This is a genomic window from Nocardiopsis sp. NPDC050513 (assembly GCF_044457925.1).
Taxonomy (GTDB): Bacteria; Actinomycetota; Actinomycetes; order Streptosporangiales; family Streptosporangiaceae; genus Nocardiopsis.
On record NZ_JBITHK010000004.1, the window covers coordinates 352,757 to 379,435 of the forward strand.

Here is a 26,679-nt window from a genome sequence, read left to right on the forward strand (position 1 = left end):
GTTGTGGGAGCGGGTGGAGCCGGGCGGGCGGGTGCTGTTCGGTGAGGCGTTCTGGGAGCGCACGCCCTCGGACGGGGAGTTGGCGTTGTTCCACGAGGGTGGGCGGCGTGGGCACCACGTGGGGTCGGCGGCGTTGGTGGAGGCGGCGACGCGGGTGGGGTTTCGGCCGTTGCGGGTGCACACGGCCACGCCGGTGGAGTGGGAGGACTTCGAGTCGGCGCACCTGGCGGCGGCTGAGGCGTGGTTGATGGGGCACGCGGGTGATGGGCGGGCGGGCGGAGGCGGTGCGGGCGTCGGCGGAGGCGTTTCGGCGGGTGCATCTGCGGGTGGGGCGGCGGATCCAGGGGTTCGCGTACCTGTTGTTGGGGCGGCCGGAGGGTTCCTGATCGGGGTGGTGCGCGGGGGTGGCAGGAAGGGTGGGGTGTGCGACCTTGTGGTCGCCTCGGGTGGGTGGTCAGGATGTGGCCATGGTTCGTGAGGTGGTCATCGTCGTCTTCGACGGTGTGCAGAGTCTGGATGTGAGCGGTCCTTTGGAGGTGTTCTGGGGGGCGTCGCGGGCGCCGGGTTCGCCGTATCGGGTGCGGACGGCCTCGGTGGGGGGTGGTGTGGTGACCACGTCGTCGGGGTTGGGGTTGGTGCCGTCGGTGGCGTTGGAGGAGGTCGGGCAGGTCGACACGTTGGTGGTGCCCGGGGGTGAGGGGACCCGGGCGGTGGATGGGGCGTTGGTGGCGGCGGTGCGGCGGGTGTCGCGGGGGGCGCGGCGGACGGCGTCGGTGTGCACGGGGGCGTTCGTGCTGGCCGAGGCGGGGTTGTTGGACGGGTTGCGGGCGACCACGCATTGGGCTCACTGCGGTGCGTTGGCGCGGCGGTATCCGCGGGTGGTGGTGGATCCGGTGCCGATCTTCGTGCGGCAGGGGCCGGTGGTGACGTCGGCGGGGGTGAGTGCGGGGATCGATCTGGCGTTGGCGTTGGTGGAGGAGGACGTGGGGCAGCGGGTGGCGTTGGCGGTGGCGCGTCATTTGGTGGTGTTCCTGCGTCGGCCGGGCAATCAGGCGCAGTTCTCGACGCATCTGGCGGTGCAGACGGCGCAGCGGCCGGCGGTGCGGGAGTTGCAGCACTGGATCGTGGCGCATCCGGCGCAGGATCTGTCGGTGGGGTCGTTGGCGGAGCGGGCGGGGTTGTCGCCGCGTCAGTTCGCGCGGGTGTTCACGCGTGAGGTGGGGGTGACGCCGGGGCGGTTCGTGGACCGGGTGCGGTTGGAGACGGCGTGCCGGTTGTTGGAGGAGAGCCAGGCGGGGGTGGTGGCGGTGGCGCGCAGGTGCGGTTACGGGTCCGATGAGGTGATGCGGCGGGCGTTCGTGCGGACGTTGGGGTGTGCGCCCAGTGAGTACCGGGAGCGGTTCCGGGGTGCGGGCGGGTGAGTGGTGTGGCGGGCCCGGGGGTGTGGTCCCCGGGCCCGTCGGTGCCGGGGCGGGGTGAGCGGGGTCATGGGGCGGGGTGGCGGGGGGCGGGGTAGGGGCGGGGTGAGGACCTGTGGCCGTGGGAGGGGTGGTCGTGGTGGAGCGTGTGGCGGACGTGGCCGACGACGTGGAGTCGGTGGTGGGCCAGTACCGGGGGTTCGCGCGGCACTACGCCGCGGGGTCCTCGCCGTCGTACGCGCGGATCGCGTCGGCGTTGGCTCAGGACCGGCGGGTGTTGGACCTGGTGATGGGGTTGCCCGCGGGTAACAAGCGGCAGCCGAACCTGTTGTTGGGTGCGGTGCGGTTCCTGGGTGGACCGGTGGGGGACTGGCCGGAGTTTCGGGCGTGGTTGGTGGAGCACTGGGCGCGGGTGGAGCGGGTGGTGTTGGAGCGCGCCACGCAGACCAACGAGGTGCGGCGGTGTGCGACGTTGCTGCCGGTGTTGGCGGCGTTGCCGGGGCCGTTGGCGTTGGTGGAGGTGGGGGCGTCGGCGGGGTTGTGCCTGTATCCGGATCGGTACCGGTACTCCTACGACGGTGGTGCGCCGGTCGGGCCGGTGGACGGCGCGGCGGTGTTGGAGTGTGCGACGCGGGGGCCGGTGCCGGTGCCGGATCGGGTGCCGCAGGTGGTGTGGCGTGCGGGGATCGATCTGAACCCGTTGGATGTGGCCGACGGGGAGGATGTGCGGTGGTTGGAGTCGTTGATCTGGCCGGGTCCGCAGGAGGCGGTGCGGCGGGAGCGGTTGCGTGCGGCGGCGCGGGTGGTCGCCGAGGATCCGCCGTGGTTGGTGGCGGGGGATCTGGTGGAGCGGTTGGCGGGGGTGGTGGCCGCGGCGCCGGAGGAGGCGACGGTGGTGGTGTTCCACAGTGCGGTGCTGCCGTATGTGCCGCGTGCGGGGGTGGACGCGTTCGTGGAGGTGGTGCGGGGGGTGCGGGGGCACTGGGTGTCGAACGAGGGGTGGCGGGTGTTCCCGGACTGGGAGCGGGCGCGGCCGGGGGTGTCGGGGCGGTTCACGTTGGCGTTGGACGGGCGGGTGGTGGCCTATACGGGTGAGCACGGCCAGTCGGTGAGTTGGGTGGGGTAGGAGTGGGCGGTGGTGGGCCCCGTGCCGGTGTGGTGCGGGGCCCTTGGTGTGTCAGTGGGCGGGGTGGGTGTCGAGTTCGGCGATGAGGGCGTCGCGGCGTTGGGTGGGCAGGAAGGAGGCGGTGAAGGAGTTGCGGGCGAGTCGGCGCAGGGCGGTCTCGTCCAGGCCCAGGTGTTGGCGCAGGCCCTGGTAGTTGTCGTGGATGTAGCCGCCGAAGTAGGCGGGGTCGTCGGAGTTGACGGTCACGAGCAGGCCGGCGTCCATCAGGGCGGGCAGAGGGTGGTCGGCCAGGTTCTGGACGGCGCGCAGGCGCACGTTGGAGAAGGGGCACACGGTGAGGGGGGTTTGGGTGGCGGCCAGGTGGGCGACGAGGTCGGGGTCCTCCAGGCAGCGGATGCCGTGGTCGATGCGGTCGACCTTGAGCAGGTTCAGTGCCTGCCAGATGTAGGAGGCGGGGCCTTCCTCGCCGGCGTGGGCGACGCAGCGCAGTCCCAGGTCGCGGGCGGCGTCGAAGACGTGGGTGAACTTCTCGGGCGGGTGGCCGGCTTCGGCGGAGTCCAGGCCGACGGCGGTGATGCGGTCCAGGTGGGGGCGTGCCTGTCGGAGGGTGTTGAGGGCTTCGGTGGCGGGGCGGTCGCGGAGGAAGCACAGGATGAGGGCGGTGCTGATGCCGTGGTGTTGCTCGCTTGTGTCCAGGGCGGCGCCCAGGCCGTTGAGGACCGTGTCGAGGGAGATGCCGCGGGTGGTGTGGGCTTGGGGGTCGAAGAAGATCTCGGCGTGGCGGACGCCCTGGGCCGCGGCGCGGGTGAGGTAGGCCTCGGCCAGGTCGGTGAAGTCTTGTTCGGTGCGTAGGACGTCGGTGAGGGAGTAGTAGAGGTCGAGGAAGGACTGCAGGTCGGTGAAGGAGTAGGCGGCGCGTAGGTCGTCGATGGTGGGGTGGGGCAGGGTGATGCCGTTGCGTTCGGCGAGGGTGAAGGCGAGTTCGGGTTCGAGGGTTCCTTCGATGTGGACGTGGAGTTCGGCTTTGGGGAGGACGGGCATGGGCGGTGCTGCCTTTGCGTGGTCGTGGGCGGTGGTGATGGCTGCGGTGTGGCGTGTGGTCTCGCCTCGCCTAGGGGCGCATCGATGCCGTACTGTACGCCGGTCAGCAGGTCGCAGCGATCTGATCCGCGGGGGCGCGGAGGGGCGGGTGCGGGGTTCGCGCCTTGTGTCGGGTTCTTCGGGGACCGGGTACCGGCGGGTGTGTGGGGGCGCCGCCCTGGGTGTGGGCCGACGCGCCGCCGGGGCCACCGTCACCGATCTCACCGGTCGGCTGCTCGGCCGTGCGGGGACGATCTGCCCGGTCTTGACGATCTGGGGGCGCCGTCCCGGGCGCACCGGGTTGCCTGCGGTGCGGTGAGTTGATCAGGTGGGGGTTCCCTCGACCGGCCCGGGTGTGGAATCCGCGGCCTGTTCCGCTGTGTTCGGCGCCTTCGCGTGCCTTGGGCGGGGCGCGGTCACGGTGTCTGGTCGGCGGGGGCCAGGGTGTCGATCCAGTGGGTGAGGCGGGCGCCTTGGCGGGTGGTGATGTCGGGGTCGCGCAGGGCGTTGGTGAGCAGGGACATGCCCTGGTAGTGGGAGAGGAGGGTGAGGGCGAGGTCGTGGGGGTCGGCCAGGCCCAGGGTGCGGAACTGGTGTTCGGCCCAGTCGAGGAGTTGGCGCAGGGTGTGGGCGACGTCCTGGTCCAGGGTGGTGTCCTGGCGCTTGTCGAGTTCGACGGCGAGGGTGCCGGTGGGGCAGCCGTGGCGGGCGGTGGTGTGGCGTTGGGCGACCCAGGCGTCGACCAGGGCCTTGAGGCGTTGGCGGGGGTCGGGGAGCTGGTCGAGGCGGCGGGTGAGCTCGGCCAGGTGGGTGGTGTGTTCGGTCAGGGCCGCGCGGACGAGGTCGTCCTTGGTCTTGAAGTAGTAGTAGACGTTGCCGACGGGGATGTCCGCGGCGTGGGCGATGTCGGCGATGGTGGTGCGTTCGACGCCTTGTTCGTGCAGGACGCGGGCTGCCGCGGCGGCCAGGCGTCGGCGTTTGTCGGTGGCGCGCGGGTGTGGTGAGTCGGTCATCTGACTCATTCTATGGACGCGGGCGGTGGGCGGGTGCTAGCGTTCGGATCAGTCAGTCAGCTAACTAACTGAGGGGTGTGGCCATGATCGTGGTGACGGGAGCGACCGGGAACGTGGGGCGGCCGTTGGTGCGCGCGCTGGCGGAGGCCGGCGAGAAGGTGCTGGCGGTCGCGCGGACGGTCGCGGAGCGGGACGTGCCCGCGGGTGTGCTGGCCCGGCGTGCCGACCTGGCCGACCCGGGGGCCCTGGCGGGCCTGCTGGAGGGCGCCGACGCCGTGTTCGTGCACGACGGCGGCGCCGCGGGCGGGCTGGACGCGCGCGGTGTGGTGGCGGCGGCCGGTGAGGCGGGGGTGGGGCGCCTGGTGCTGCTGTCCTCCCAGGCGGTGGCCACCCGGCCCGCGTCGGCCTCGCACGGGGGCACGGCGGGGTCGCTGGAGGACGCGGTGCGCGCCTGGGGCGGCGAGTGGACGATCCTGCGGCCCTCGGGGTTCGCCACCAACGCGTTGGCGTGGGCGGGGTCGGTGCGTTCGGAGCGGACCGTGCGGGCGCCGTTCGGGGACGTGGCGCTGCCGGTGGTGGACCCCGAGGACGTCGCGCGGGTCGCGGCGAGGGTGTTGGGCGGGGGCGGGCACGACGGGCGGGTGTACACGCTGACCGGGCCCGCGGCGGTCACTCCCCGGCGGCAGACGGAGGCGATCGCCGCCGCGTTGGGTGAGCCGGTGGCGTTCGTCGAGCTGACCCGGGAGCAGGCGCGGGCGGCGATGGCGCGGTTCATGCCCGAGCCGGTGGTGGAGACGACCCTGTCCATCCTGGGGGAGCCCACCGCCGAGGAGCGGCGGGTCAGCGATGGGGTGGAGCGTGTGCTGGGCCGGCCGGCGGGGTCGTTCGCCGACTGGGCGCGGCGCAACGCGGCCGCGTTCGGCTGAGCGGGCGTGCGTGTGGGCCGCCCCGTGTGCGCGGGGCGGCCCTGGTGGTGGGCGGGGGCTATGGCCTGGCGCCGGGTCCGCTGTCGGCGCCGGGCGTCCAGTTCAGGGCGCTGGCGCGTTCGAGGAACTCCTCGACGGTGATGTCGCCGCGGGCGAAGCGGTCGGCCAGGGTGCGGCGGGCCTGTTGTTCGGGGCCCTCGGGGCGGTGGGCGGCCCAGGGCGGCCGGTGGCCGCGGCGGCGGGCGAGGGTGAACAGCAGTGCGCCGACGGCCAGGGCGGTGAGCAGGCAGAGCATGAGTGCTCCCAGGGGTGCGAAGGGCGGCGGTCCGTCGGCCCAGTGCGGGGCGGTGGCGGTGATGGTCGTGTCCATGGGTTCACTGTGCCGGTGGGTGGGGGTCGCGGTCGTCGCCCGTGGGGCGGCTCGCGGGGTACGCGCGGGTGCGTAGGCGGTGTACGCGGTGGGGGTGATGCCGGTGCGGGCGGGGTCGGCCTAGGGTCTGTGGTGTGAGCGAGCGGCGGGGTCGGGTGCGGGTCCTGGTGTGGGACCTGGTGTTGGGTGTGTGTCTGGGTGCGGTGGTGTCGGTGGCCGCGCGGGGTCAGGCGGCGTGGCGGGCGGCGCATCCGGGGTGGGAGGGCGGCCCGTGGCGGCCGGGGCCGCCGGTGGATGTGGACTGGGGCGCGGCGGCGGTGCCCTGGGGTGTGTGGGTCGGTGTGGTGGTGCTGGTCGTGGCGGTGGCGTCGCGGCGGGTGTGGCCGCGGGTGGCGTTGGTGGTCGCCGCGGTGGGGGCGGGGTTGTTCGCGGCGTTGGGGCAGGTGTGGGTGCCGGTGGTGGTGATGCCGGCGCTGGTGGTGTTCAGTGCGGCGGCGCGGATGGCCGCGGGCCGGTTCGTGGTGTGGGCGGTGCCGTCGGTGGTGGGCGTCGGTGTGGTCTCGCAGGCGGGTGAGCCGTGGTGGGGGTGGGCCGATGGGGGTGCGCTGACGGCGGTGGTGTTGGCGGTGGGGGCGATGGCGGGCCCGGCTGGTGCGGGGGTGTTCGTCGCGGCGCGTCGGCAGACGCGTCGGCGTGTGCGGGCCGAGGAGGTGGAGCGGCACCGGTATGAGGAGCGGTTGCGGATCGCGCGTGAGGTGCACGACGTGGTGGGGCACAGCCTGTCGGTGATCAGCATGCAGGCGGGGGTGGCGTTGCATGTGGTGGATCGGCGTCCGGAGCAGGCGGCGGTGGCGTTGGAGGCGATCCGGGACAGTAGCCGTGCGGCGTTGGAGGAGTTGCGGGGCACGTTGGCGGTGTTTCGTGGCGAGGGTGGGGCGGAGCGTGCGCCGGTGCCGGGGTTGGGGCGGTTGGGGCCGTTGGTCGAGCAGTGGCGGGCCGCGGGGCGTCGGGTGGAGTTGGAGTGGCGGGGGCGGGGGCGTCGGGTTCCGGGGGCGGTGGACCAGGCGGCGTTTCGGATCGTGCGGGAGGCGTTGACGAACGTGGGTCGGCACGCGGGGCAGGTGCCGGTGCGGGTGGGTGTGGATGTGGGTGAGGGGGAGTTGGTGGTGCGGGTGCGTGATGGGGGCCGGTTTCGGGGTCCGGTGCGTGAGGGGTCGGGGATCGCGGGGATGCGGGAGCGGGCCGCGGCCGTCGGCGGTGTGTTGAGTGTGGGGGAGGGTGAGGGTGGCGGGTTCGAGGTGGTGGCGGTGTTGCCGTTGGGGGGTGAGCGGTGACGGTGCGGGTGGTGGTGGCCGATGACCAGGCGCTGGTGCGGATGGGGTTGCGGGTGTTGTTGGAGGCTGAGGAGGATCTGGAGTTGGTGGGGGAGGCGGGTGATGGGGCCGAGGCGTTGCGGGTGGTGCGGCGGGAGCGGCCGGATGTGGTGCTGATGGATGTGCGTATGCCGGTGGTGGACGGGTTGGAGGCGTTGCGTCGGATCAGCGCGGACGCGGAGTTGGCTGACACGCGGGTGGTGGTGTTGACGACGTTCGAGTTGGACGAGTACGTGTTCGAGGCGTTGCGGGCGGGGGCGTCGGGGTTCCTGATCAAGGACAGCGACCCGGCGCAGATGTTGGCGGCGGTGCGGGTGGCGGCGCGCGGTGAGGCGTTGTTGTCGCCGTCGGTGACGCGGCGGGTGGTGGCGGCGTTCACGTCGTCGGCGTGGGTGGGGGGTGAGGCGCCGCGTGTGGAGGTGTTGACGGAGCGGGAGCGCGAGGTGGTGGGGTTGGTCGGTGAGGGGTTGAGCAATGAGGAGATCGCGGGGCGGTTGGTGGTGTCGCCGGCGACGGCGCGCACGCATGTGAGCCGGTCGATGGTGAAGTTGGGTGCGCGGGATCGGGCGCAGTTGGTGGTGTTCGCGTTCCGGGCGGGGTTGGTGCGCTGACCGGGCGCCGGTTCTGGTCGGGGCGCCGGACAGCGATGGCGTCGCGGGCGAATCCGCGGGGCCCGGCGAGGTCCGGTGCGTGCGGCCGCGTCGCGGCCGGGTTGGCGCATCAGGTCCTTGGGGCATCGTCCGGTGGCGGGTGGCCGGGGTCGTCGTGTGGGGCGCGGGGGGTGTGCCGGGTGAGGGTGAGGAAGCGGTCGACGGCGGTCTGGGCCTGGGTGCGGATGTCGTGCGCGGTGGGTGGGTGTTCGCCGAGGAGCACGCGGATCTGCAGGTCGCGGACGGTGAGTCCGTAGAGGAGTTGGAAGGCCTCTTGTGGGTCGTCGATGTGCAGGTGGCCCTGGTCGGCGAGTGTGCTCAGGTAGGCGGCGATGCGGGGGCCGGTGGTGTGGCGGCCGTGGCGCAGGAGGAGTTCGGCCAGTTCGGGTGAGGTCATGGCTGCTCGGTTGAGCGCTGTGGAGGTGTCGCCGGTGAGCAGGGTGAGCAGGTTGCGGGTGATGGCGGTGAGGGTGGTGCGGGGGTCGGCGGTGTGGTCGATGGCCGCGGTCAGGGCTGTGTCGACGTGGTGGGCCTGTCGTTCGATGAGTGCGGCGAGCAGTCCTTGGCGGTTGCCGAACCAGGTGTAGAGGCTTTCCTTGGAGGAGCCGGCGCGGGTGGCCACGGCGTGCATCGTGGTCCTGGCGATGCCGTGTTCGAGGAGTTCGGCGAGTGCGGCGTCGAGTGCGGTGTGGCGTCGTGCGGCCTGTTCGCCGGTGCGGGGGCGGCCTCGGCGGGGGTGGTCGTCGGTGGTCATGGTCGGCTCCGGGTCTTCCCATGATTCGAACTCATGGGTACGATTAAAAGCGAACTCAGTAGTTCGATTCTAGTCGCGGCCGGAGGCCCCCATGGCGCAGCTCCCCTCCCCCTCCCCGTCCCCGGGCTCTGCGCACGGGACCGTCCGGCACACTCGAGGATGGGCGCTGGCCTGGGCCGCCGTGGCCGTGGGGCTCATCGCGGGCTTCTTCTACGCCTACGCCTGCTCGGTCATGGTCGGACTGGCCCGCGTCGAGGACCGCACGTTCATCGAGGCCATGCAGTGGATCAACGCCACGGTGCGCAACCGGTGGTTCGCCCCGGGCTTCTTCGGCGCGCTGGCGCTGACCGCCCTGGCCGTGATCGTGCACCTGCCGCGCGGCGGGCGGCGGGTGCTGCCGTGGGCGGTGGCCGCCCTGGTGCTGTACGCCGCGGCCTTCGGCGTCACCCTGGGGGTGAGCGTCCCCCTCAACGAGGACCTGGCCGCGGTCGGCGACCCGGCCCTGCTCGACGATCCCGCCGCGGTCCGCGCCGCCTTCGAGGAGCGCTGGGTCGGGTGGAACATCACCCGCGCTGTCGCCGCGACCGCGGCCCTGGCGTGCCTGCTGCGGGCGCTGGTCCTGCACGGCAGGGCGTCCGGGCCCCGCCCGCCCGTGCCCGCCGGGGCCGAGGCGGTCTGAGCAGCGCTCAGGCTCGGGCGAGGCGGTCGGTGGCGGCTCGGGCGGCTTCGAGCAGGGTGGGTTCGCCCGTGGCCTGGCCGGCGGTGTGCCCGGCGCCGGACAGGATGGTCAGGTCCGCGGTGGTCCAGCGTCGGGCGAGGTTGACGGCGGTGTCGGCGGGGCCGCTGATGTCGAGGCGGCCGTGGACCATGGCGCCGGGGATGCCCTGGAGGGTGTGGGCGCCGTCGAGCAGGCGGCCCTCGGGCAGGAACGCGGCGTTGCTCCAGTAGTGGGTGACCAGGCGGGCGAAGGTCATGCGGAATTCGGGGTCCTGGTAGCGGGGGTTGGGGCGGGCGCCGGGGACGGTGCGCACGTGGGTGTCCTCCCATCGGCACCAGGCGCGGGCGGCGGCCTGGTGGACGCGCGGGTCGGGGTCGGCCAGGAGGCGGGCGTAGGCGGTGGCCAGGTCGTGGGGGTCGGCGCCGGGTCCGGCGGCGTGGCGGAAGCGGTCCCATTCCTCGGGGAAGACGCGGCCCATGTCGTGGGTGATCCAGTGGACCTCGGCGGCGGTGGTGGTGGTGACGGCGACCAGGACCAGGCCGTGGACGCGGGTGGGGTGGGTCTGGGCGTAGGCCAGGGCGAGGGTGGAGCCCCAGGAGGCGCCGAGGACGAGCCAGGTGGTGACGCCCAGGTGGGTGCGCAGGGTTTCGATGTCGGCGACCAGGTGGTGGGTGGTGTTGGCGGTCAGGTCGGTGGTGGGGTCGTGGGCGGGCGGGGTGCTGCGGCCGCAGCCGCGTTGGTCCAGGAGGATGACGCGGTGGCGGGCGGTGTCGAAGAAGTCGGTCCAACCGGGGTGGCAGCCGGATCCGGGGCCGCCGTGCAGGACGAGGGCGGGGGTGCCGTGGGGGTTGCCGTGGGCTTGCCAGTACAGGCGCTGGCCCTGGCCGACGTCGAGCATGCCGTCGGCGTGCGGTGCGGTCATGGTGGCTCCTTGTGGTGGGGTGGGTCGAGCCTAGGGGGTGGGGCGGGTGGGTGGCAGGTGGTTTTCGGGGGCTGTGGGAGGGGTGGTGCGGGGGTGTTGGGATGCTGGTGTCTTCGATGTCGCCGTGGGGGGAGTGCGCTGTGAGCGGGTCGACCGTGGTCGCTGAGGAGTTCGTCGAGTTCTGGAGTGAGCGCCGGTTGTGCATGTTGGCCAGTCCGCGTCCGGACGGCAGCATCCACCTGGTGCCGGTGGGGGTGACCTATGACGCTGAGCGGCGTGTGGCGCGGGTGATCTCCGACGGGGGGAGTTACAAGGCGCGCAACCTGGCGGCGCACCCGGGGGTGCGGGTGTCGGTGAGCCAGGTGGAGGGGCGTCGCTGGTCGACGTTGGAGGGCGCGGCGCGGGTGAGCCGGGATCCGGGGGCGGTGGCCGAGGCGGTGCGGCGCTACGCCGAGCGGTACCGGCGGCCGCGGGAGAACCCGGAGCGGGTGGTGATCGAGATCGCGGTGGACCGGGTGTTGGGCAACGTGCGGCCGGGTGGGTGAGCCCTGGGGCGGCGGGTCAGGGGTGGTGCGTGGTGGCGCGGGGCGGGACGGGGACGCGTTCGAGGTCGCAGGCGAGCACGATGGTGCCGTCGAACTCCTGTGCGGCCTGGGCGACGAAGTGGGGTTCGTCGGTGTGGTCGTAGCGTTCGGACAGGTGGGTCAGGACCAGGGTGCGGACCTGGGCGCGGGCGGCGATGCGTCCGGCCTGGCGGGCGGTGAGGTGCTGGTAGGCCTGGGCCAGGTGGGTTTCGGCGTCCAGGAAGGTGGCTTCGATGACGAGCATGTCGGCGCCGCGGGCGAGTTCGACGGCGTTGGGGCATTCGCCGGTGTCCATGACGAAGGCGAAGACCTGGCCGGGCCGGGGTCGGGCGCAGTCGGCGAGGGTGACGGTGCGTCCGTCGTCGGTGGTGACGGCGCCCTGGCGCAGGAGTGCGGAGATCTGGGGGCCGTGGACGCCGTGGGCGTGGAGCCGGTCGGGGAGCATGCGCCAGCCGTCGGGTTCGGCGATGCGGTAGCCCTGGCAGGGGATGGAGTGGTCGAGCGGCAGGGTGGTGATGCGCAGGTCCTTGTCGCCGGGGACGTCGGTGGCCTGCGGGGTGAGGGGTTGGCCGATGATGACGCTGGTGTCGTGGAAGACGGAGGCGTGGCGCAGGCGCCGCCAGTAGGGTTCGCCTTCGGCGGGGTAGGCGACGCGGACGGGGTGGGGGACGCGGTCGCGGGCCAGGCGTTGGATGATGCCGGGCATGCCCAGGCAGTGGTCGCCGTGGAAGTGGGTGACGCACACCCGGGTGATGTCGGTGGCGGCGATTTTGGCCAGGCGCATCTGGCGCTGGGTGCCCTCTCCGGGGTCCAGGAGGATGCCGTGGCTGTCCCAGCGCAGGAAGTAGCCGTTGTGGTTGCGGTTGCGGGTGGGGACGGCGCTGGACGTGCCCAGGACCACGAGTTCGCGAACAGACATGGGTGGGATCCTGTCACTGGCGGGGTGGTGCGGGCACGGGGATTTCGGGGTGTGTCAGGCCGGGCCGGTGCAGGACCCGCCGGTGGTGTGCGGACCGGCGGCCGGTGTCAGCGCAGGGTGTGGGGGTCGATGCCGAGGAGGTCGGCCAGGGCGCGTTCGCCACGGGGGGTCAGGCGCACGGCGCGGGTGGAGCCCACCGGTGCGCACCAGTGGGCGGTCAGGGCGTGGCGGCACAGGGCGGCTCCGGCGGCGCCGGCCAGGTGGGGGCGGCGTTCGGTCCAGTCCAGGCAGGAGCGGGCCAGGGGGCGGCGGGTGGTGCGGCGCAGGGTGATGCCCTGGTCGTTGAACCAGTCCACGCCGGTGTCGGTGAGTGCGAAGCCGGTGTCCTGGCGTAGCAGGCCCTGGCGGGTGAGGGCGTCGGTGATGGCCACGCCCAGGCGTCCGGCCAGGTGGTCGTAGCAGGTGCGGGCGCGGGCCAGTGCCCGGGTGGCGCGGTGGGCCCGCAGGGTCGTGGCCGGTGGCGGGTCGGCGGGGGCGGTGTGGGCGGCCAGGGCTTCGACGAGGTGGGCGGTGTGGGGGTCGGCGAGGCGGACGTAGCGGTGGCGGCCCTGGCGTTCCTGGGTCAGCAGGGCCCCGTCGACCAGCCGGGTGAGGTGTTCGCTGACGGTGGGTGCGGACACGTGGGCGTGGTGGGCGAGTTCGGTGGCGGTCCAGGCGCGTCCGTCGAGGAGGGCCAGGCAGATCCTGGCGCGGGTGGGGTCGGCCAGGAGGTGGGCCAGGGCGGCCAGGCGGGCGCCGTCGTCGGGTGCGGTCATGGTTCCAGGATGGGGCGGGAATGCTTCGGCCCGTGCCGAAGCACTGTGGTGGGTGTCATCGGCGGCCGACGAGGATGGTGGCGTCGGTGCGGGGGCAGGTGACGGCTTGGGGGGTGAGGCCGCCGCGGGTGAAGGCGGCGCTGGCCTGGGGGAGCTGGTGGTCGTTGACCTCGATGAGCAGGTGGCCTGCGGGGGCGAGCCAGTGGCGGGCGTCGGCGGCGACGCGGCGGGCCAGGTCGAGTCCGTCGGGGCCGCCGTCCAGGGCGTGGCGGGCTTCGTGGTCGCGGGCTTCGGGGGGTAGCAGGGCGATCTGGTCGGTGGGGACGTAGGGGACGTTGGCGACCAGGACGTCGATGTGTCCGCGCAGGCGGTGGGGTAGGGCGGTGAACAGGTCGCCGTGGTGGACGTGGTGTCCGGGCAGGTTGCGGCGGGCGCAGGCGACGCTGGCGGGGTCGATGTCGGCGGCGTGCAGGGTCAGGCCGGGGTGGGTGCGGGCCAGGTGGGCGCCCAGGGCGCCGGTGCCGCAGCACAGGTCGACGGCGGTGCCGTGGGGTGGGAGCAGGGTTGCCGCGTGGTGGGCCAGGTGTTCGGTGCGGGGTCGGGGGACGAACACGCCGGGGTCGACGGCGATGCGCATGCCGCAGAAGCGGGCCCAGCCCAGGACGTGTTCGAGGGGGGTTCCGGCGCAGCGTCGGTCGGTCATGGCCGCGAGCTGGTCGGGGGTGTGGGCCGTGGTGGCGAGCAGGTGCGCCTCGTCCTCGGCGAAGACGCAGCCGGCGGCGCGCAGGCGGTGGGTGAGGGACGACAGGGTGGGGGTGTGGGGCGAGGCCACGGGCGCCTTTCGGTCAGGGTGGTGGGCCGCCCGCGGTTTCAGGGGTTCGTGGTCGGTTCGATCCCTGGTGAGGGCGCCCAGCGGTTGACTGCGAGGATCGCTGCTCACCTCCCCTGGTCGTCGTTGTGGGTGTCACCGTACACCACGGGGTGGGGGCGACGGGGGTTCGGGGAGGGCGGGCCGTACACGGGCGGGGCGGCGTTCCTCGGCCGGGGCTGCCTCCGCGGGGCCCTGCCCTTTCTTTCCGTCAGTGGGGCGGACAGGCCGGGTCCGGCGGCGGGGCTGGAGCGGCCGTCGACATGGTCGGGGGGTAGGGGGAGGACAGGGGCGAGCACACCGGGACGGACGAGGACGACGCCGGGTGGAGCCTGGTCGTCGCCGGCCTGATCCGTGCGGCCTGGGCCCTGGACGGCGAGCGGCCCAAGGCGGGCCCCTGGCACTGTCGTGTCCTCGGTGCGGGCACGGACCCCGTGAAGGGTCCGTGCCCGCGTTCCCGGCGGCGGCACCGGGGCGTCAGATCCAGGTGGGCACGTGCCCGTCGGCGTAGCGGGCGCCGAACCCGCCCTCGGGCAGGATCTCCTTGATCGTAGCGAGGTCTGCGCCGGTCAGGGCGATCTGGGCGGCCCGGGTGTTCTCCTGCACCCGCTCGGGGCTGCGGGTGCCCGGAATCGGGACGATGTGCTCCCCCTGGGCCAGGAGCCAGGCCAGAGCCAGCTGGGCGACGGTTGTGTCCCTGGCCGCGGCCAGCTCGCGGAGCCGTTCCACCGCTTCGACGTTCCTTTCGAAGTTGCCCGGCTGCCAGCGCGGGTCGGCGTTGCGCATGTCGGTGGCGTGGTACTCCCCGGCCGGCCTTGCCGTGCCGGTGATGAACCCGCGCCCGAGCGGGGAGTAGGCCACGAAGCCGATGCCCAGCTCCTCCAGAACGGGGAAGAGCCGTTCGGCGTCGCGCTCGAAGAGCGAGTACTCGGTCTGCAGGACCGAGACCGGCTGCACGGCGTGCGCCCGGCGCAGTGTTTCGGACCCGGCCTCGGACAGTCCGAAGTATTTCACCTTGCCCGCCTCGATCAGCTCCTTGACGGTGCCCGCGACGTCCTCGACGGGCACGTCGGGGTCCACGCGGTGCTGGTACAGGACGTCGATGTGGTCCACACCCAGGTAGCGCAGGCTGTTGTCGGTGACCGTGCGGATGTTGTCGGGGCGGCTGTTGAGGGCGCCGGTGAACTGGCCCGTGGAGAAGTCGAAGCCGAACTTGGTGGCGATCACGATCTCGTCGCGGAAATCCCTGACGGCCTGGCCGACCAGCTTCTCGTTGGAGCCGGAGCCGAAGCCGTAGACCTCGGCGGTGTCGAAGTGGGTGACACCGAGCTCGTGGGCGCGGCGGATCGAGGCGATGCCTTCCTGTTCGTTGCCGGGCCCGTAGGCCATCGTCAGACCCATGGTGCCGTAGCCGATCGCCGAGCTGGTCAGGCCCTGGGTGCCGAGTGTCCGGTGCTGCACGACGCACTCCCTTCATCAAACCAAACTGTTTGGTTTGATGCTAGGCCGTTTGGGTCGCCAGGGCAAACCAAACGGTTCGGTAATCTGGGGGGATGACTCCTCCATCCGGTGCCGATTCGACCCGCGACCGCATCCTCACCGCGGCCACGGCCGAGTTCTCCCGGCACGGGATCGCCGGGGCGCGCATCGACCGCATCGCCAGGGCCGCCCGCACCAGCAAGGAACGCGTCTACGCCTACTTCAGCGGCAAGGAAGCCCTGTACCGTGTGGTCTCCGCCCGGGAGCTCGCGGCGGTGGCCGAGGCCACCCGTCTGGATCCCACCGACCTTCCCGGCTACGCGGGCCGCGTGCACGACTACTTCGCTGCCCACCCCGACCGCTACCGCCTGATGATGTGGGGTCAGCTGGAGCTGGACCCGACCGGGGCGCCAGAGGACGACCCGGTGCGACAGTCCGTGGCCCATAAGACCGAACAATTGCGCCGGGCCCAGGACGAGGGGCACCTGGACCCGGCCTGGGACCCGCTCGACGTTCTGGTCCTGGTCAACCAGATCGCCATGGCCTGGGCGGGCAGGAGCGAACGGGACGGGAGCACCGACCGGCAGGAGCACGAGCGCTTCCTGGCGGATCGCCGGGCGGCTGCCGTCATCGCGGTCCGGCGGCTCTTCCCCGCAGCGGCGGCAGGAAGCCGCTGACCCCTTCATCCACGCGACCGGCGGTCGAACCAGCCGCTCGGCCCCAGCACGCCTCTGGGCCGCAGGGCCTTCCCGGACCGCGCCCCTGGCGGCCGGGGCCAGGACGCTGAGGTCGATCCCGCCCGAAGCGGGATCGAACGCCTCCGGTGCGATACCCGACACGCCGGTGGCGTGGGCGCCGAACCGATGCGGGCGCGCATGCGGGGGACCGTGCGGCGAGCTCCTGGGCGGTGATGGTCCGCCCCCGCGCGATCGGGTCGCGCACCACCCCGGCGATGTCCTGTGCGTTGTGGCAGACGACCGACCGGCGGAGTGCGGGGCTCGATGAGCTCGTCCCGCCCGCCGTGGCCACGGCGGGAAGCCGCCCATCATCAGTACAGCGTGTGCTGTATCTGACGCGTTCTCGCGGGTCAGGGCAGGTGGCTGAATAACGTTGCGGCACCGGCGCGGCGCCGTGTGGAGGGTGGGGCGCCCCTCCGTGGCTGACCTCTGAGAAGGTTCACTTATCGGAGGTCAGGGTTGGGGGTCTCCGAGCCCGGGTTCCGTTGGAGAACACGGCAATACGTTATCTAGAAACGTTTCCAACGTAACGAAACAACGAAAGGCGGTGCCCAGCGTGGTGCCGTGGTCCACGGGAGGGGGCGGCCGATGCGTGGGTGTCCAGCAGTGCGGCACCTGCCGTGAACCCCGATTGAGTAACCCGTGGGTTGCTTGTCCGCCGGGTCTTCGGGAGAACCGGGCCGGATGGGACGGCACAAGGACTTGGAGAAGGCCGGCGTCTCGGAACCGCTGCGAGCCGTGAGCCGTCCCATTCTCGTGCCGAGACCCGAACCGGGGAGCTGAACGCCGAGTGACGGCGCGCACGACCCGTCCGGGGCGCCGTCGGGCGGTGACCGTGCTGGCCGCGTTGACCGCCGCCGGATTCGTACTGTTCGCGCTGGTGCGCGTTCTGGGACTGGAGCGCGGATTTCCGCTCGTCCCCCTGCTCGCCTACGCCCCGCTCGTGCTGTTCGCGGCGCCAGTGGCGCTGCTGGGCGCCGCCCTGCTCCGGCGCTGGTGGTCGGCCGCGGCCATCGCCCTGGCCGGGGTCCTGCTGGCGACCGCCATCCTGCCGCGCGCCTTCGCGGGCGGACCCGTGGCCGTGGAGGGACCACCCCTGCGGCTGCTCACCCTCAACGTCCACTTCGGGCACGCGGATCCGGACGCCGCTGGGCCGGTGGAGGTGGTGTCCGTCCACCCGATGTCCCCGCGCCGCCCCTCCACGGTGGCCGCCTGGCGGGACGGGCTGCGCGGTCTCCCCGAGGCCGCCATCGACCACGTGCTGGTGGACGAGCGGGTCGCCGTGGTGGAACTGGAGATCCTGGACGTGGCGGGAACCACGCACCGCGCCCTGTTGACCGGCCTCATCCTGCCGGGCGGCCCGGCCTGAGGGCTGGGCCGGGGGCTTGTGCCGGTGCGTGCGGTTCCCGGTGCCGGGAACCGTTGCCCCGTTCGCGTCGTCAACCATGGAGGGCGCGCTGCACGCCTCCCCCCACATGAGGAGGGACCCCCCATGGCTCTTCTGCACCTGCTGGCCCGGTACCGGGTCGGGATCCGGACGTGGATCGTGGGTACCGCGGCGATGCTCGGGCTGTCCGGCGACTACATCGGCACGCTCGAGGGTTCGGCCTGGTACCAGCGCGGATGGATGATCGCCGTCGGCGTGGTCATCTTGGCCGCGCACGTCGGGGTGGAGATGCTCAGCACCCGCGAGGACCGGCGCCTGGCCCGCGCTCTGGAGGAGGCACGCGACCAGTTGGGCGAGGCGAGGCAGGACCTTCGGGAGCTGCGCGAGCGCAGGCAGGAGTTGGAGCGCAGCGTGGGCGTCCTGCGGCGCGAGTCGCAGGTCTACCGGGCCGAGCTGGCGCGGTCGACCCGGGAGTCGGACGGCCTTGCCTGGCTGGTCAGTCCCCAGGGGCGTGCGGCGTTGGACGGTCTGCGCGAGTTCGCCGACCAGTTGGTGACCGCGCACGGCTCCGACGGCGCGAGTCAGCGGGTGCGGCGCCACCGGGAGGAGGCCCGCGCCGAGGCGGGGCGTCCGGCGGTGGGCCGTGTCGTGGTGCGGGTGGTGATCCAGGTGGCGGTGGGGTTGTTGTCGGCGGTGTTCCTCGGGTTGCTCATCCTGGGGATCGAGGTGTACTTGGACTGATCCCCGGAGGAAACCCGGGGCGCCCGGTGGGCGTCGAAGGGGGTGCGCTACTCGACGAGGTGAATCATGCGCGACCTTTCCCGGCACTTCCTTCTTCCGCTTCCCGTCCTGGGTCTGCTCGTCACGGCGACCGCGTGCACGGTCGCGCCGACCGACACCGCCGACATCGTGAGCTTCACCGACGTCACCGGATTCGCCTGCACGTCGGTGGTGGTCGTCTCTCCGGGCAGCGACGATCCGAATGTGGACGAGGGCGACGAGACCGAGAGCAGTACGGACTGCGAGACGCCTCCCGAGGGTCGGGCGCCCGTGGAGCGGGACCGGCGTGCCCTGCCCGACCCGCGCCCGGACGAGGAGTGGGAGTGGGTGGAGATGCTCACCGCGACCGACGCGCACGGGCGTGCGTGCACGCTCGTCGCGATCCGGCTGGGCACGGGCAGTATCGACGAGACGAGTCTGGACTGCGACTACCCGCCCGAGGGTGTGGAGCCCGGTGCGGACACGCGGCGGCCGCCGCCGGACCCCGACCCCGAATCCGACCGGGACCGTGTGCAGGTCGTCGCGTTCGCCGACGAGCACGGGCGGGCCTGTGTCACCACCACCGCCCGGGGTGGGATCGGGACCGAGGTCGCTGTGACGTGCGAGTACACCGACGGGGAGCCGTTGCCGGATCCGGTGGAGACGGTCATGCCGCGCTGAGGGGCCGCAGTCTCCCACCGCGGGGGCATCCGAGGCGCCCCTGTCTCCGGGGAGGGGAGCGGTCACAGGCGTTCGATGATCGTGGCGTTGGACAGTCCTCCGGCCTCGCACATGGCCTGGAGTCCGTACCGGCCGCCGTGTTCGTGCAGGGCGTGCACGAGGGTGGTCATGAGTCGGGCTCCGCTGGCGCCGAGCGGGTGTCCGAGGGCGATGGCGCCGCCGTTGACGTTGACGCGTTGCAGGTCGGCGCCGGTTTCGCGGGCCCAGGCCAGGACGACGGAGGCGAACGCCTCGTTGATTTCGAACAGGTCGATGTCGTCGACGGTGAGTCCGGCGCGGTCGAGGACCTTGCGGGTGGCGGGGATGACGGCGGTGAGCATGAGGAGGGGGTCGTCGGCGGCCAGGGCGAAGGTGTGCAGTCGGGCCAGGGGGGTCAGGCCCAGGGCGGCGGCGGTGTCGGCGCCCATGATGAGGACGGCGGCGCTGCCGTCGCTGAGGGGGCTGGCGTTGCCGGCGGTGATGTCCCAGGTGATCTGGGGGAAGCGGGCGGCGGTGGCCTGGTCGTGGTAGGCGGGGCGCAGGGCCGCCAGGGCGTGGGGTGTGGTGTCGGGGCGGATGCCCTCGTCGGCGGTGAGGCCGTTCAGGGGGGCGAGTTGGGTGTCGAAGGCGCCGCGGCGGGTGGCGTCGGCGGCGCGGGTGTGGCTGGTGAGGGCGAAGTCGTCCATGTGTTGGCGGGAGATGTCCCAGTGGGCGGCGATGAGTTCGGCGGCGATGCCCTGTCCGACGGGGCCGTCGGGGTAGCGCTTGGTGAAGCCCTCGCCCAGGGGGTCGGTGGATCCGGTGAGGTTGGCGCCCATGGGGACGCGGCCCATGGATTCGACGCCGGCGGCGATGGCGATGTCGTAGGCGCCGGCGATGACGCCCTGGGCGGCGAAGTGGACGGCCTGTTGGCTGCTGCCGCACTGGCGGTCGACGGTGGTGGCGGGTACGGATTCGGGGAATCCGGCGGCCAGGAGTGCGCGGCGGGTCGTGTTGGCGGCCTGTTCGCCGTGTTGGGTGACCACGCCGCCGATGACGTCGTCGATCCGGGCGGGGTCCAGGCCGGTGCGTTCGATGAGGGCGCGGAGGGTGTGGGCGAGCAGGTCGACGGCGTTGACGTCGTGGAGGGCGCCGGTGGGTCTGCCCTTGCCGATGGGGGTGCGGACGGCGTCGACGATGACGGCTTCGCGCATGGGTGTGCCTTGTGCGGCGGTCTGGCTATGGTTTGGCATAGTCAGAAGCTAGGATTCTGACTATGGGCTTGTCAAGTCAGGCGGGGCGTCTAGGCTCTGGGGTATGACGATCAAGCTGGACCGCTCGCTGTCCGATCTGCGCGCCTGGCGCCCCACCGAGTGCGCCATGGCCGGGGCCCTGGACGCCGTCGGGCCCCGTTCGTCGATGCTGATCATGCGTGAGGCGCTGCTGTTCGGCGTCCGGCGCTTCGAGCTGTTCGTCGAGCGGGTGGGGGTCACCGAGGCGGTCGCGGCCGCGCGGCTGAGGCAGCTGACCGAGGCCGGGCTGCTCACCCGCCGTCCCTACAAGGAGCCCGGCGCCCGCACCCGGTACGAGTACGTGCCCACCGAGCGGGGGCGCGACCTGACACCGGTGATCGTGGCGTTGATGGAGTGGGGCGCCAAGCACCTGCGCCCGGACGGCGCGCCGCTGTCGGTGGTCGACGACGCCTCCGCCGAACCCGTGCGCGTGGGCTACCTGGCCCCGGACGGGACCGAGCGCGCCGAGGAGGATCTGCGGATCCTGCCGACCCGGCGGATCGGCCGGCGCTGAGCGGGCGCCGCGGCCGGTTCACACGCCGGGGTCGCAGGTGTGCGGGCCGGGTTTGAGCAGGTGGTCGCGGACCCGGGTCACGTGCGGGTTGTAGGGGATGCCGGGGCGTTGTACCAGGTGGGCGGTGTTGATGGGCGGGTCGTCGGTCTCGTGGAGCAGGACGAGCGCCCCGGTGGCGAAGGCGTCGGCGCACAGGTAGGTGGGCAGCACGCTGAAGCCCGCGCCCGCCTTGACGGCGGACAGCACTCCGCGCAGGTCGGGGATGGTGAGCGTGGCGCGGCAGGTGAGGCGCCGGCCGAAGACGTGGCGCCAGTAGCGGCGGACGATGGGCAGGTCCTCGGCGTAGGAGACCAGGGGGACCTCGTGCAGGGCGGAGGGGCCTTCGTCGGCCAGGCGGTCGCGGACGCGGTCGGCCCATACGGGGGCGGCCACCAGCGCGAACTCCTCGTCGGCCAGGGGCTCCGACAGCAGGGTGCGCCCGCGGGGCCGGGCGGTGGAGATGACCAGGTCGTAGCGGCCGGCGCGCAGTTCGTCGAGCAGGGGGTCGGTCAGTCCGGTGGTCACGCGCAGGTACAGGCCGTCGGCGATCAGGGGGGCCAGGGAGGGCAGTACGCACGTGGACAGGTACTCGGCGGGTCCGGCCAGGTGGACGGGTGCGGTGGGGGCGAGGACTTCGGGATCGCATCCGGTGGCGGCGGCCAGTGCGTCCAGGGGTGCGGCCACGCGGGCGGCCAGGTCGTGGGCGAGGGGGGTGGGGGTGGCGCCGCGGGGCAGGCGTTCGAACAGGGCTTGGCCGGTGGTGCGTTCCAGGTTGCGGATCTGGGTGGTGACGGTGGGTTGGGACAGGCCCAGGAGCGCGGCGGCCGCGGTGAAGGACCCGGACCGGTACACGGCCAGGAAGGTGCGCAGGAGGTTGAGGTCCGGCTGCGCCGCCAGGAGCGGTGCGGCCGGGTCGTCGCCGTCCTTGTGTCCCATACCTGTGGATTCTACGGATGCGGGTGGGTGGCCGGCGCTCAGCGCAGCAGCGTGAGGAGTGCGGCGGCCAGCGGCGCCGAGGAGGCGGGGTTCTGGCCGGTGACCAGTGTGCGGTCGGTGACGACGTTGGGGGCCCAGGGTTCACGGGCCTGGACGGTCAGTCCCGCGTCGGTGAGGCGGTCCTGGAGCAGCCAGGGGGCCTTGTCGGCGAATCCGGCCTGGGTCTCCTCGGCGTTGGTGAAGGCGGCGACCCGGTATCCGGCGAAGGCGTTGGCGCCGTCGGGGCGGGTGGCGGCCAGGAGCGCGGCGGGGCCGTGGCAGACCACTCCCAGGGGTGTGCCGTGGTCGAGTGCGCGGGTGAGCAGGGCGCCGGAGTCGGCGTCGACGGCCAGGTCCTGCATGGGGCCGTGCCCGCCGGGGTAGAAGACGGCGTCGAAGGCGGTGGGGTCGACCTCGTCCAGTGCGCGCGGGTGGCGGAGTTCGGTCATGGCCGCCAGGGCGCGGCGGGCGGCGTCGGCGCCGTCGGGGCCTCCGTTGGACTCGGGTGTGAGGCTGGCCTGGTCGGCGGTGGGCAGGACGCCGCCGGGTGTGGCGACGGTGACGCGGTGTCCGGCGGTTGTGAACGCCTGGTGGGGGGTGAGGACTTCCTCGGCCCAGAAGCCGGTGGGGTGTGCGGTGCCGTCGGCGAGTGTCCAGTGGTCGGCGCCGGTGATCACGAAGAGGATGTCCGCCATGGTGGTGCTCCTGTCGGGTGCGGTCCGTCGTGGTGGTGACGGTGTCGAACCTAGGCGATCAGCCTGTGATCGGACCAATGGAAACGCGCATACGTGTCATCGGTTTCCCTATGGCGGGCGGGCGGGTGGGCGGGGCCCAGGGGGCGATCGTCGGCGCGGGCGGGCCGGGGCCGCCCGTTGGGCCGCGCCCCGGTGGAGGTAGCCGCGGGGTCAGCGGGTCGGGCGCAGTCGCATGTCGTGGTCGTAGTCGCCGCCGGTCAGGGACCGGTAGGGGACCGGCGGGTCGGTGAGGAGCCCGTCCAACCGCGCGGTGTAGGCGGCTTTGGCCTCGGCGACGTGTGCGGGACTCATGTGGACGGTGTCGTAGACGGTGAACGGTTCCAGCGGGGTCATGCCGGTGAACCAGGCGAAGCCGTGCTGGAGGGGGTGGAGCACGTTGGACAGGCGGCCGTGGATCCCCCGGTCGGAGAAGGCCGTGGCGCGGGCGCCCACGGTGACCGACAGCAGGGCCCGCCGTCCCGCCAGGGCGCCTTGGGCGGTGTAGGGGGCGGTGGCACGGAGGGGCCGTGGGCCCACTCGTAGGTGAAGACCCGGTCGATCCACCCCTTGAGGACGGCGGGCACCGAGAACCACCGCATCGGGAACTGGAGGATGACCGCGTCGGCCCCGTTCACCTTGGCCTGTTCGGCGGCGACGTCGCGGGTGAGGCGTCCTTGGCGTGTGGCGGTCCCGGAGTCGGCGAGCACGTCGAGGGGGCGGCTGGGGTCGCGGTCGGGGTAGTCGTCGGCGTCCACGCCCGCCTTCCACTTCATCGCGTACAGGTCCGAGACGCGGACCCGGTGTCCGGCCGCGCGCAGGCGGCGGGCGGCGGTGTCGGTGAGGGAGCGGGGTTCGGGGTGGGCGGTGACGATGAGGACGCCGCGTGGTGTCGTGTCGGTCATGGCGCCAGGTTCCCGTGGGCGGGCGGGGGGAGCCGGGGCGGCGTGACCGCAACCAGGCGCGGTTCCTGTTCCTGGATCCGGCCGCGCGGGAGGTGTACCCGGAGTGGGAGGCGCGGGCCCTCGAGGCGGTGGGGCAGTTGCGGGTGTTCGCGGGGCGGTTTCCCGGGGACCGGGAGCTGGGGGTGTTGATCACCGATCTGTCCGCGCGCAGTGGCGACTTCGCGCGGATCTGGGGTTCGGGTGAGGTGGTGGCGTGCGCGGCACCGGGCCGGGTGGTGGGCAGACGGCGGCGTTGGCCCGGTTGGGCGGGGGCGTCTGAGGGCGGGTGGGCCACGCCGGGGGAGACGGGGTTGGTGGTGCACGTGTTCGGCACCGGGCCGGGTGGTGGGCAGACGGCGGCGTTGGCCCGGTTGGGCGGGGGCGTCTGAGGACGGGTGGGCCACGCCGGCTCGGGTCGCGGCGGGGGCGGCTGTGCCGGGTGGGAGGGGGAGGCGGTGTTCTCGGGTCAGTGTGCGGGGAGTGCGGTGGTTCCGCGTGGCTGGGGGACCGTCGCGAGTGTGGCGCGGGCGTCGCGGATGATCTGGGTGAGGTGTGCGTGGTGGGCGCCGCGCCAGTACACGCGGGCGCACGCGGTGCAGCGCGCGAACGTGTCGTAGGTGGCGCGTGTGCCGACGGGGAGGGTGTCGGCGACCTCGCCCTTGGCGACGGGGGTGAGGGGGCCGTTGCACTCCGGGCAGCGGGTCCAGGGGCGCAGGGGCGGGGCGAAGCGTTCCAGGACGTCGGTGAGTTGGCGGTCGGGTTGGTCGTGGTGGATGTGGGCGCCCACGCGCAGGGCCTTGCGGCACAGGAGTTTGCGGTCGCGGGTGAGCAGGACGCGGTGTTGGTCGTTGGCCTGGCGGACGAGGGTGGGGTCGTCGCGGTCGTTGTGGTAGTCGGTGTCCAGGCCGAGCAGGCGCAGGCGGCGTGCGAGGGTGCCCAGGTGCACGTCGAGGAGGAAGCGGGGCGGCTGGAAGCCGGGGGGCAGCGGTTGGGGGCGGGGCAGGGGGGCGACGTCGACGACCTGGCCGGGGCGGGGCTGGTGCGAGGGGTCGACGGGGTGGCCGTCGATGTGGAGGGCGCCGAGTTCGGTGCGGGGGACGCCGAGGGATTCGACGATGTGGCCGAGGGTGGAGGTGCCGTCGCGGTCGACGCGGACGGGGGCGCTCCGGTGGCGTGGGGGAAGGAAGAACCGGAGTTCGGGCGCGAAGCGCAGTGTCAGTCGGGTGTCCTCTTCCATGCTTTCAGGATCGCACGCGGTGGGGTCTGTGGTCGTGGTGTTCCCGGGTGGTGCGGAAGCGGGCCCGGTAGGCGGAGGGGGTGATGCCCAGGTGGCGCAGGAAGGCGCGGCGTAGGGATTCGTCGCTGCCCAGGCCGCTGCGCTGTGCGGCGGTGGTGATGCTGGCTCCGGTTTCGAGGAGGGTTTGGGCGGCTTCGAGGCGGACGGCTTCGACGTGGGCGGCGGGGGTGGTGCCGATCTGGTCGCGGAAGAGGCGGGTGAGGTGGCGCGGGGTGACGCCGGCCAGGGTGGCGAGGGCGGGTGTGGAGTGGTGGGCGGCGGGGTCGGCGGCGATGGTGTCGAGGACGGCGCGCAGGCGGTCGTCGCGGGTGGGCGGGGTGCGGGAGGGCACGGAGAACTGGGACTGTCCGCCGGGTCGTTGGAGGAAGACGACCAGGTCGCGGGCGGTGTCGCGGGCGAGGGTGGGGCCGTGGTCGTCCTCGACCAGGGCCAGGGAGAGGTCGATGCCGGCGCTGACCCCGGCGGAGGTGAGCAGGTGGCCGTCGCGGACGTGGAGGGCGTCGGGTTCGACGTGGATCTGGGGGTGGAGGCGGGCCAGGAGTGCGGTGTGGCGCCAGTGGGTGGTGGCGCGGCGTCCGTCGAGGAGGCCGGCGCGGGCCAGGGCGAAGGCCCCGGTGCACACGGAGGCGACACGGGTGGCGCGGCGGGCCAGGGCGCCGATCGCGGTGAGGAGTCCGTCGGGTGCGGGGGTGCGGGGCAGGGTGGGTGATCCGGGGACGATCAGGGTGTGGGGGGCGGCGATGTCGTGGGCGGGGGCGTCGGCCGTCAGGCGGGCGCCCGCGGCGGTGGTGACGGGGAGGCCGTCGGGGGAGCACAGGGTGAGGCGGTAGTCGGCGCCGAACCCGGTGGCGGTGGACAGGACCTCCAGGGGTGCGGTGACGTCCATGAGGCGGGCGCCGTCGTAGGCCAGGACGGCGATGGTGCGTGGCGGCATGCGGGCGACGGTATCCGATCGGCGTGTCCGAATGTGTGGGAGATGTGTCCGCTGGGACATCGCGGTGGGGGTGGTGCGGTGGGCAGGCTGGGCGGCGTGGGACAAGCCGCGTCTGAGGAGAGTGCGTTATGGGCCGTCCGCCCGTCCCCCCGTTCACCGAGGCCGATGCCCGTGTCAAGGTGCAGGCCGCCGAGGATGCCTGGAACACGCGGGACGCTGCCCGGGTGGTGCTCGCCTACACACCGGATTCGGTGTGGCGCAACCGGGACGTGTTCGTCACCGGTCGGGCGCGGATCGAGGCGTTCCTGCGGCGCAAGTGGGATCGCGAGTTGGAGTACGCGCTGCGCAAGGAGCTGTGGGCGTTCGGGGACGACCGGATCGCGGTGCGGTTCCAGTACGAGTCCCGGGACGCGGCGGGCCGGTGGTGGCGCAGTTACGGCAACGAACTGTGGGAGTTCGACGGGCAGGGGTTGATGCGGCGGCGGGAGGCGAGCGTCAACGACGTGCGGATCGCCGAGGGGGAGCGGCGGATCTTCGGTCCGCGTCCGGTCCAGGAGCGCGGGAGGCCGTTCCCGCTGGCGTGATCAGCGCCGGGGTGCGGGCGGGTGCTGGGCGAGGTACTCGGCGAAGGTGGTTCGTCCGACGTCGCGGGTGGGCGCCAGGTGGTGTCCGGCGGCGAAGGCGGCGAAGGTGCGGCCCGGCAGACGGAGCGGGAGGGGGCGGCGGTGCTGCCCGGCCGCGTCGAGGTGGGCGCGGGCGAGGTCGGTCAGGGGTTCCACGCGGGGTCCGCCCATGTCGGGGACGCGTCCGGCGGGGTCGTGTTGGGCCAGGTGGGCCAGGCGGGCGGCGACTTCGGCGGTGTCGACGGGTTGGACGTCGAGGTCGGGCACCGGCATGAGGGGCAGGCGCGCGGCGTGGGACAGCAGGCGCGCGATGAGGTCGTGGAACTGGGTGGAGCGCAGCAGGGTCCAGCCGAGTCCGGAGGCTTCCAGGGCGCGTTCGACCGTGTGCTTGGTCTGGTAGTAGGGCAGGGGGACGCGGTCGACGCCGACGATGGAGACGTAGACGATGTGGTCGACTCCGGCACGGCGGGCGGAGCGGATGAGGTGGGTGGCGGCGGGGATGTCGCCGCCGGTGGGGTCGGTGGCGCAGTGCACGACGACGTGGGCGCCGGCGGTGGCCGCGTCGAGTCCGGTGCCGGTGCGCAGGTCGACGGCTTGGGAGTGGGGGTCGCCGGGGTCGGGGTGGCGGCTCAGGGCGCGTACGCGGTGTCCGGCCTGGCGGAGCTGTGCGGTGAGGGGGCGGCCCAGGGTGCCGGTCGCGCCGGTGACGGCGATCGTGGTCAGGGCTGCCTCC

General features: G+C 73.1%; 31 protein-coding genes. 14 read left to right on the plus strand and 17 right to left on the minus strand.

Annotation, left to right across the window (positions count from 1 at the left end; all coding sequences use genetic code 11):
- Positions 1-467 precede the first annotated feature (467 nt).
- Together ACIBFB_RS09510 and ACIBFB_RS09515 are read left to right on the plus strand one after the other, a co-directional pair.
- Complete coding sequence (locus ACIBFB_RS09510; protein WP_397228131.1) at positions 468-1,421, plus strand: GlxA family transcriptional regulator; 954 nt, start codon at positions 468-470, stop codon at positions 1,419-1,421.
- Between the two features lie 136 nt (positions 1,422-1,557).
- Positions 1,558-2,544, plus strand: a complete 987-nt coding sequence (locus ACIBFB_RS09515) for a DUF2332 domain-containing protein (RefSeq protein WP_397228450.1) — start codon at positions 1,558-1,560, stop codon at positions 2,542-2,544.
- Between the two features lie 51 nt (positions 2,545-2,595).
- Here ACIBFB_RS09515 and ACIBFB_RS09520 read toward each other — a convergent pair whose 3' ends face one another.
- Positions 2,596-3,585: an adenosine deaminase gene (locus ACIBFB_RS09520; protein WP_397228133.1), complete on the minus strand. Its 990-nt coding sequence runs from the start codon at positions 3,583-3,585 to the stop codon at positions 2,596-2,598.
- Positions 3,586-4,040: 455 nt separating this feature from the next.
- Positions 4,041-4,637, minus strand: a complete 597-nt coding sequence (locus ACIBFB_RS09525; protein ID WP_397228135.1) for a TetR/AcrR family transcriptional regulator — start codon at positions 4,635-4,637, stop codon at positions 4,041-4,043.
- 83 nt (positions 4,638-4,720) lie between these two features.
- Here ACIBFB_RS09525 and ACIBFB_RS09530 point away from each other — a divergent pair, with 83 nt between their 5' ends.
- On the plus strand, positions 4,721-5,563 hold the full coding sequence (locus ACIBFB_RS09530; protein ID WP_397228137.1) for an NAD(P)H-binding protein: 843 nt from the start codon (positions 4,721-4,723) through the stop codon (positions 5,561-5,563).
- Between the two features lie 58 nt (positions 5,564-5,621).
- On the opposite strand, the gene ACIBFB_RS09535 is transcribed toward ACIBFB_RS09530, so the two are convergent.
- Positions 5,622-5,933, minus strand: coding sequence for an SHOCT domain-containing protein (locus ACIBFB_RS09535; RefSeq protein ID WP_397228139.1), 312 nt, complete (start codon positions 5,931-5,933; stop codon positions 5,622-5,624).
- A 134-nt stretch (positions 5,934-6,067) separates the two neighbouring features.
- Here ACIBFB_RS09535 and ACIBFB_RS09540 point away from each other — a divergent pair, with 134 nt between their 5' ends.
- Positions 6,068-7,267, plus strand: coding sequence for a sensor histidine kinase (locus tag ACIBFB_RS09540; RefSeq protein ID WP_397228141.1), 1,200 nt, complete (start codon positions 6,068-6,070; stop codon positions 7,265-7,267).
- The gene (locus ACIBFB_RS09545; protein ID WP_397228143.1) at positions 7,264-7,917 is read left to right on the plus strand and encodes a response regulator; all 654 of its coding nucleotides are present in this window, start codon (positions 7,264-7,266) and stop codon (positions 7,915-7,917) included. The genes ACIBFB_RS09540 and ACIBFB_RS09545 overlap by 4 nt, the downstream gene beginning before the upstream one ends.
- A gap of 109 nt (positions 7,918-8,026) precedes the next feature.
- On the opposite strand, the gene ACIBFB_RS09550 is transcribed toward ACIBFB_RS09545, so the two are convergent.
- On the minus strand, positions 8,027-8,710 hold the full coding sequence (locus ACIBFB_RS09550) for a TetR/AcrR family transcriptional regulator C-terminal domain-containing protein (RefSeq protein ID WP_397228145.1): 684 nt from the start codon (positions 8,708-8,710) through the stop codon (positions 8,027-8,029).
- A 91-nt stretch (positions 8,711-8,801) separates the two neighbouring features.
- On the opposite strand from ACIBFB_RS09550, the gene ACIBFB_RS09555 reads away from it, so the two are divergent.
- On the plus strand, positions 8,802-9,389 hold the full coding sequence (locus ACIBFB_RS09555) for a DUF1772 domain-containing protein (RefSeq protein ID WP_397228147.1): 588 nt from the start codon (positions 8,802-8,804) through the stop codon (positions 9,387-9,389).
- A gap of 7 nt (positions 9,390-9,396) precedes the next feature.
- Here ACIBFB_RS09555 and pip read toward each other — a convergent pair whose 3' ends face one another.
- Positions 9,397-10,350 (minus strand): prolyl aminopeptidase, encoded by a 954-nt coding sequence (pip, locus tag ACIBFB_RS09560; protein WP_397228149.1) that lies wholly within the window; start codon positions 10,348-10,350, stop codon positions 9,397-9,399.
- Between the two features lie 140 nt (positions 10,351-10,490).
- Between pip and ACIBFB_RS09565 the strand changes: the two genes are divergently transcribed.
- A complete protein-coding gene (locus ACIBFB_RS09565; protein WP_397228151.1) occupies positions 10,491-10,895 on the plus strand; it encodes a pyridoxamine 5'-phosphate oxidase family protein in 405 nt (134 codons plus the stop codon).
- A 16-nt stretch (positions 10,896-10,911) separates the two neighbouring features.
- Here ACIBFB_RS09565 and ACIBFB_RS09570 read toward each other — a convergent pair whose 3' ends face one another.
- The 4 genes from ACIBFB_RS09570 to ACIBFB_RS09585 all read right to left on the minus strand — a co-directional run bounded on the left by ACIBFB_RS09570 (position 10,912) and on the right by ACIBFB_RS09585 (position 14,997).
- The gene (locus ACIBFB_RS09570; RefSeq protein WP_397228153.1) at positions 10,912-11,853 is read right to left on the minus strand and encodes a ribonuclease Z; all 942 of its coding nucleotides are present in this window, start codon (positions 11,851-11,853) and stop codon (positions 10,912-10,914) included.
- A 107-nt stretch (positions 11,854-11,960) separates the two neighbouring features.
- On the minus strand, positions 11,961-12,668 hold the full coding sequence (locus tag ACIBFB_RS09575; protein ID WP_397228155.1) for an ArsR/SmtB family transcription factor: 708 nt from the start codon (positions 12,666-12,668) through the stop codon (positions 11,961-11,963).
- 55 nt (positions 12,669-12,723) lie between these two features.
- Positions 12,724-13,500 (minus strand): putative protein N(5)-glutamine methyltransferase, encoded by a 777-nt coding sequence (locus ACIBFB_RS09580; protein ID WP_397228157.1) that lies wholly within the window; start codon positions 13,498-13,500, stop codon positions 12,724-12,726.
- Between the two features lie 513 nt (positions 13,501-14,013).
- Positions 14,014-14,997, minus strand: a complete 984-nt coding sequence (locus ACIBFB_RS09585; protein ID WP_397228159.1) for an aldo/keto reductase — start codon at positions 14,995-14,997, stop codon at positions 14,014-14,016.
- 92 nt (positions 14,998-15,089) lie between these two features.
- On the opposite strand from ACIBFB_RS09585, the gene ACIBFB_RS09590 reads away from it, so the two are divergent.
- From ACIBFB_RS09590 to ACIBFB_RS09605, 4 genes are all read left to right on the plus strand, one after another.
- Complete coding sequence (locus ACIBFB_RS09590) at positions 15,090-15,692, plus strand: TetR family transcriptional regulator (protein WP_397228161.1); 603 nt, start codon at positions 15,090-15,092, stop codon at positions 15,690-15,692.
- An 850-nt stretch (positions 15,693-16,542) separates the two neighbouring features.
- On the plus strand, positions 16,543-17,121 hold the full coding sequence (locus ACIBFB_RS09595) for a hypothetical protein (protein WP_397228163.1): 579 nt from the start codon (positions 16,543-16,545) through the stop codon (positions 17,119-17,121).
- Between the two features lie 123 nt (positions 17,122-17,244).
- On the plus strand, positions 17,245-17,880 hold the full coding sequence (locus tag ACIBFB_RS09600) for a hypothetical protein (protein WP_397228165.1): 636 nt from the start codon (positions 17,245-17,247) through the stop codon (positions 17,878-17,880).
- 66 nt (positions 17,881-17,946) lie between these two features.
- Positions 17,947-18,579 carry a hypothetical protein gene (locus ACIBFB_RS09605; protein ID WP_397228167.1) on the plus strand — a complete coding sequence of 211 codons (633 nt, stop codon included), beginning with the start codon at positions 17,947-17,949 and terminating at the stop codon, positions 18,577-18,579.
- A gap of 62 nt (positions 18,580-18,641) precedes the next feature.
- On the opposite strand, the gene ACIBFB_RS09610 is transcribed toward ACIBFB_RS09605, so the two are convergent.
- A complete protein-coding gene (locus ACIBFB_RS09610; RefSeq protein WP_397228169.1) occupies positions 18,642-19,811 on the minus strand; it encodes a thiolase family protein in 1,170 nt (389 codons plus the stop codon).
- A 103-nt stretch (positions 19,812-19,914) separates the two neighbouring features.
- Here ACIBFB_RS09610 and ACIBFB_RS09615 point away from each other — a divergent pair, with 103 nt between their 5' ends.
- Complete coding sequence (locus ACIBFB_RS09615) at positions 19,915-20,403, plus strand: winged helix-turn-helix transcriptional regulator (RefSeq protein WP_397228171.1); 489 nt, start codon at positions 19,915-19,917, stop codon at positions 20,401-20,403.
- Between the two features lie 18 nt (positions 20,404-20,421).
- Here the strand turns inward: ACIBFB_RS09615 and ACIBFB_RS09620 are convergent, their stop codons facing one another.
- The 4 genes from ACIBFB_RS09620 to ACIBFB_RS09635 form a co-directional block, all read right to left on the minus strand.
- Positions 20,422-21,378, minus strand: coding sequence for a LysR family transcriptional regulator (locus ACIBFB_RS09620; protein WP_397228173.1), 957 nt, complete (start codon positions 21,376-21,378; stop codon positions 20,422-20,424).
- A gap of 38 nt (positions 21,379-21,416) precedes the next feature.
- Complete coding sequence (locus ACIBFB_RS09625; RefSeq protein WP_397228175.1) at positions 21,417-22,112, minus strand: type 1 glutamine amidotransferase domain-containing protein; 696 nt, start codon at positions 22,110-22,112, stop codon at positions 21,417-21,419.
- A 210-nt stretch (positions 22,113-22,322) separates the two neighbouring features.
- Positions 22,323-22,604: an NAD(P)H-dependent oxidoreductase gene (locus ACIBFB_RS09630; protein ID WP_397228177.1), complete on the minus strand. Its 282-nt coding sequence runs from the start codon at positions 22,602-22,604 to the stop codon at positions 22,323-22,325.
- Complete coding sequence (locus tag ACIBFB_RS09635; RefSeq protein WP_397228179.1) at positions 22,502-23,053, minus strand: NAD(P)H-dependent oxidoreductase; 552 nt, start codon at positions 23,051-23,053, stop codon at positions 22,502-22,504. The genes ACIBFB_RS09630 and ACIBFB_RS09635 overlap by 103 nt, the downstream gene beginning before the upstream one ends.
- A gap of 14 nt (positions 23,054-23,067) precedes the next feature.
- Between ACIBFB_RS09635 and ACIBFB_RS09640 the strand changes: the two genes are divergently transcribed.
- Complete coding sequence (locus ACIBFB_RS09640; RefSeq protein WP_397228181.1) at positions 23,068-23,481, plus strand: hypothetical protein; 414 nt, start codon at positions 23,068-23,070, stop codon at positions 23,479-23,481.
- 77 nt (positions 23,482-23,558) lie between these two features.
- On the opposite strand, the gene ACIBFB_RS09645 is transcribed toward ACIBFB_RS09640, so the two are convergent.
- Together ACIBFB_RS09645 and ACIBFB_RS09650 are read right to left on the minus strand one after the other, a co-directional pair.
- The gene (locus ACIBFB_RS09645) at positions 23,559-24,329 is read right to left on the minus strand and encodes a Mut7-C RNAse domain-containing protein (protein ID WP_397228183.1); all 771 of its coding nucleotides are present in this window, start codon (positions 24,327-24,329) and stop codon (positions 23,559-23,561) included.
- A 4-nt stretch (positions 24,330-24,333) separates the two neighbouring features.
- A complete protein-coding gene (locus ACIBFB_RS09650; RefSeq protein ID WP_397228185.1) occupies positions 24,334-25,323 on the minus strand; it encodes a GlxA family transcriptional regulator in 990 nt (329 codons plus the stop codon).
- 128 nt (positions 25,324-25,451) lie between these two features.
- On the opposite strand from ACIBFB_RS09650, the gene ACIBFB_RS09655 reads away from it, so the two are divergent.
- Complete coding sequence (locus ACIBFB_RS09655) at positions 25,452-25,907, plus strand: nuclear transport factor 2 family protein (protein WP_397228187.1); 456 nt, start codon at positions 25,452-25,454, stop codon at positions 25,905-25,907.
- Here the strand turns inward: ACIBFB_RS09655 and ACIBFB_RS09660 are convergent, their stop codons facing one another.
- Complete coding sequence (locus tag ACIBFB_RS09660; RefSeq protein WP_397228452.1) at positions 25,908-26,669, minus strand: SDR family oxidoreductase; 762 nt, start codon at positions 26,667-26,669, stop codon at positions 25,908-25,910. It lies immediately after the preceding gene.
- Positions 26,670-26,679 lie beyond the last annotated feature (10 nt).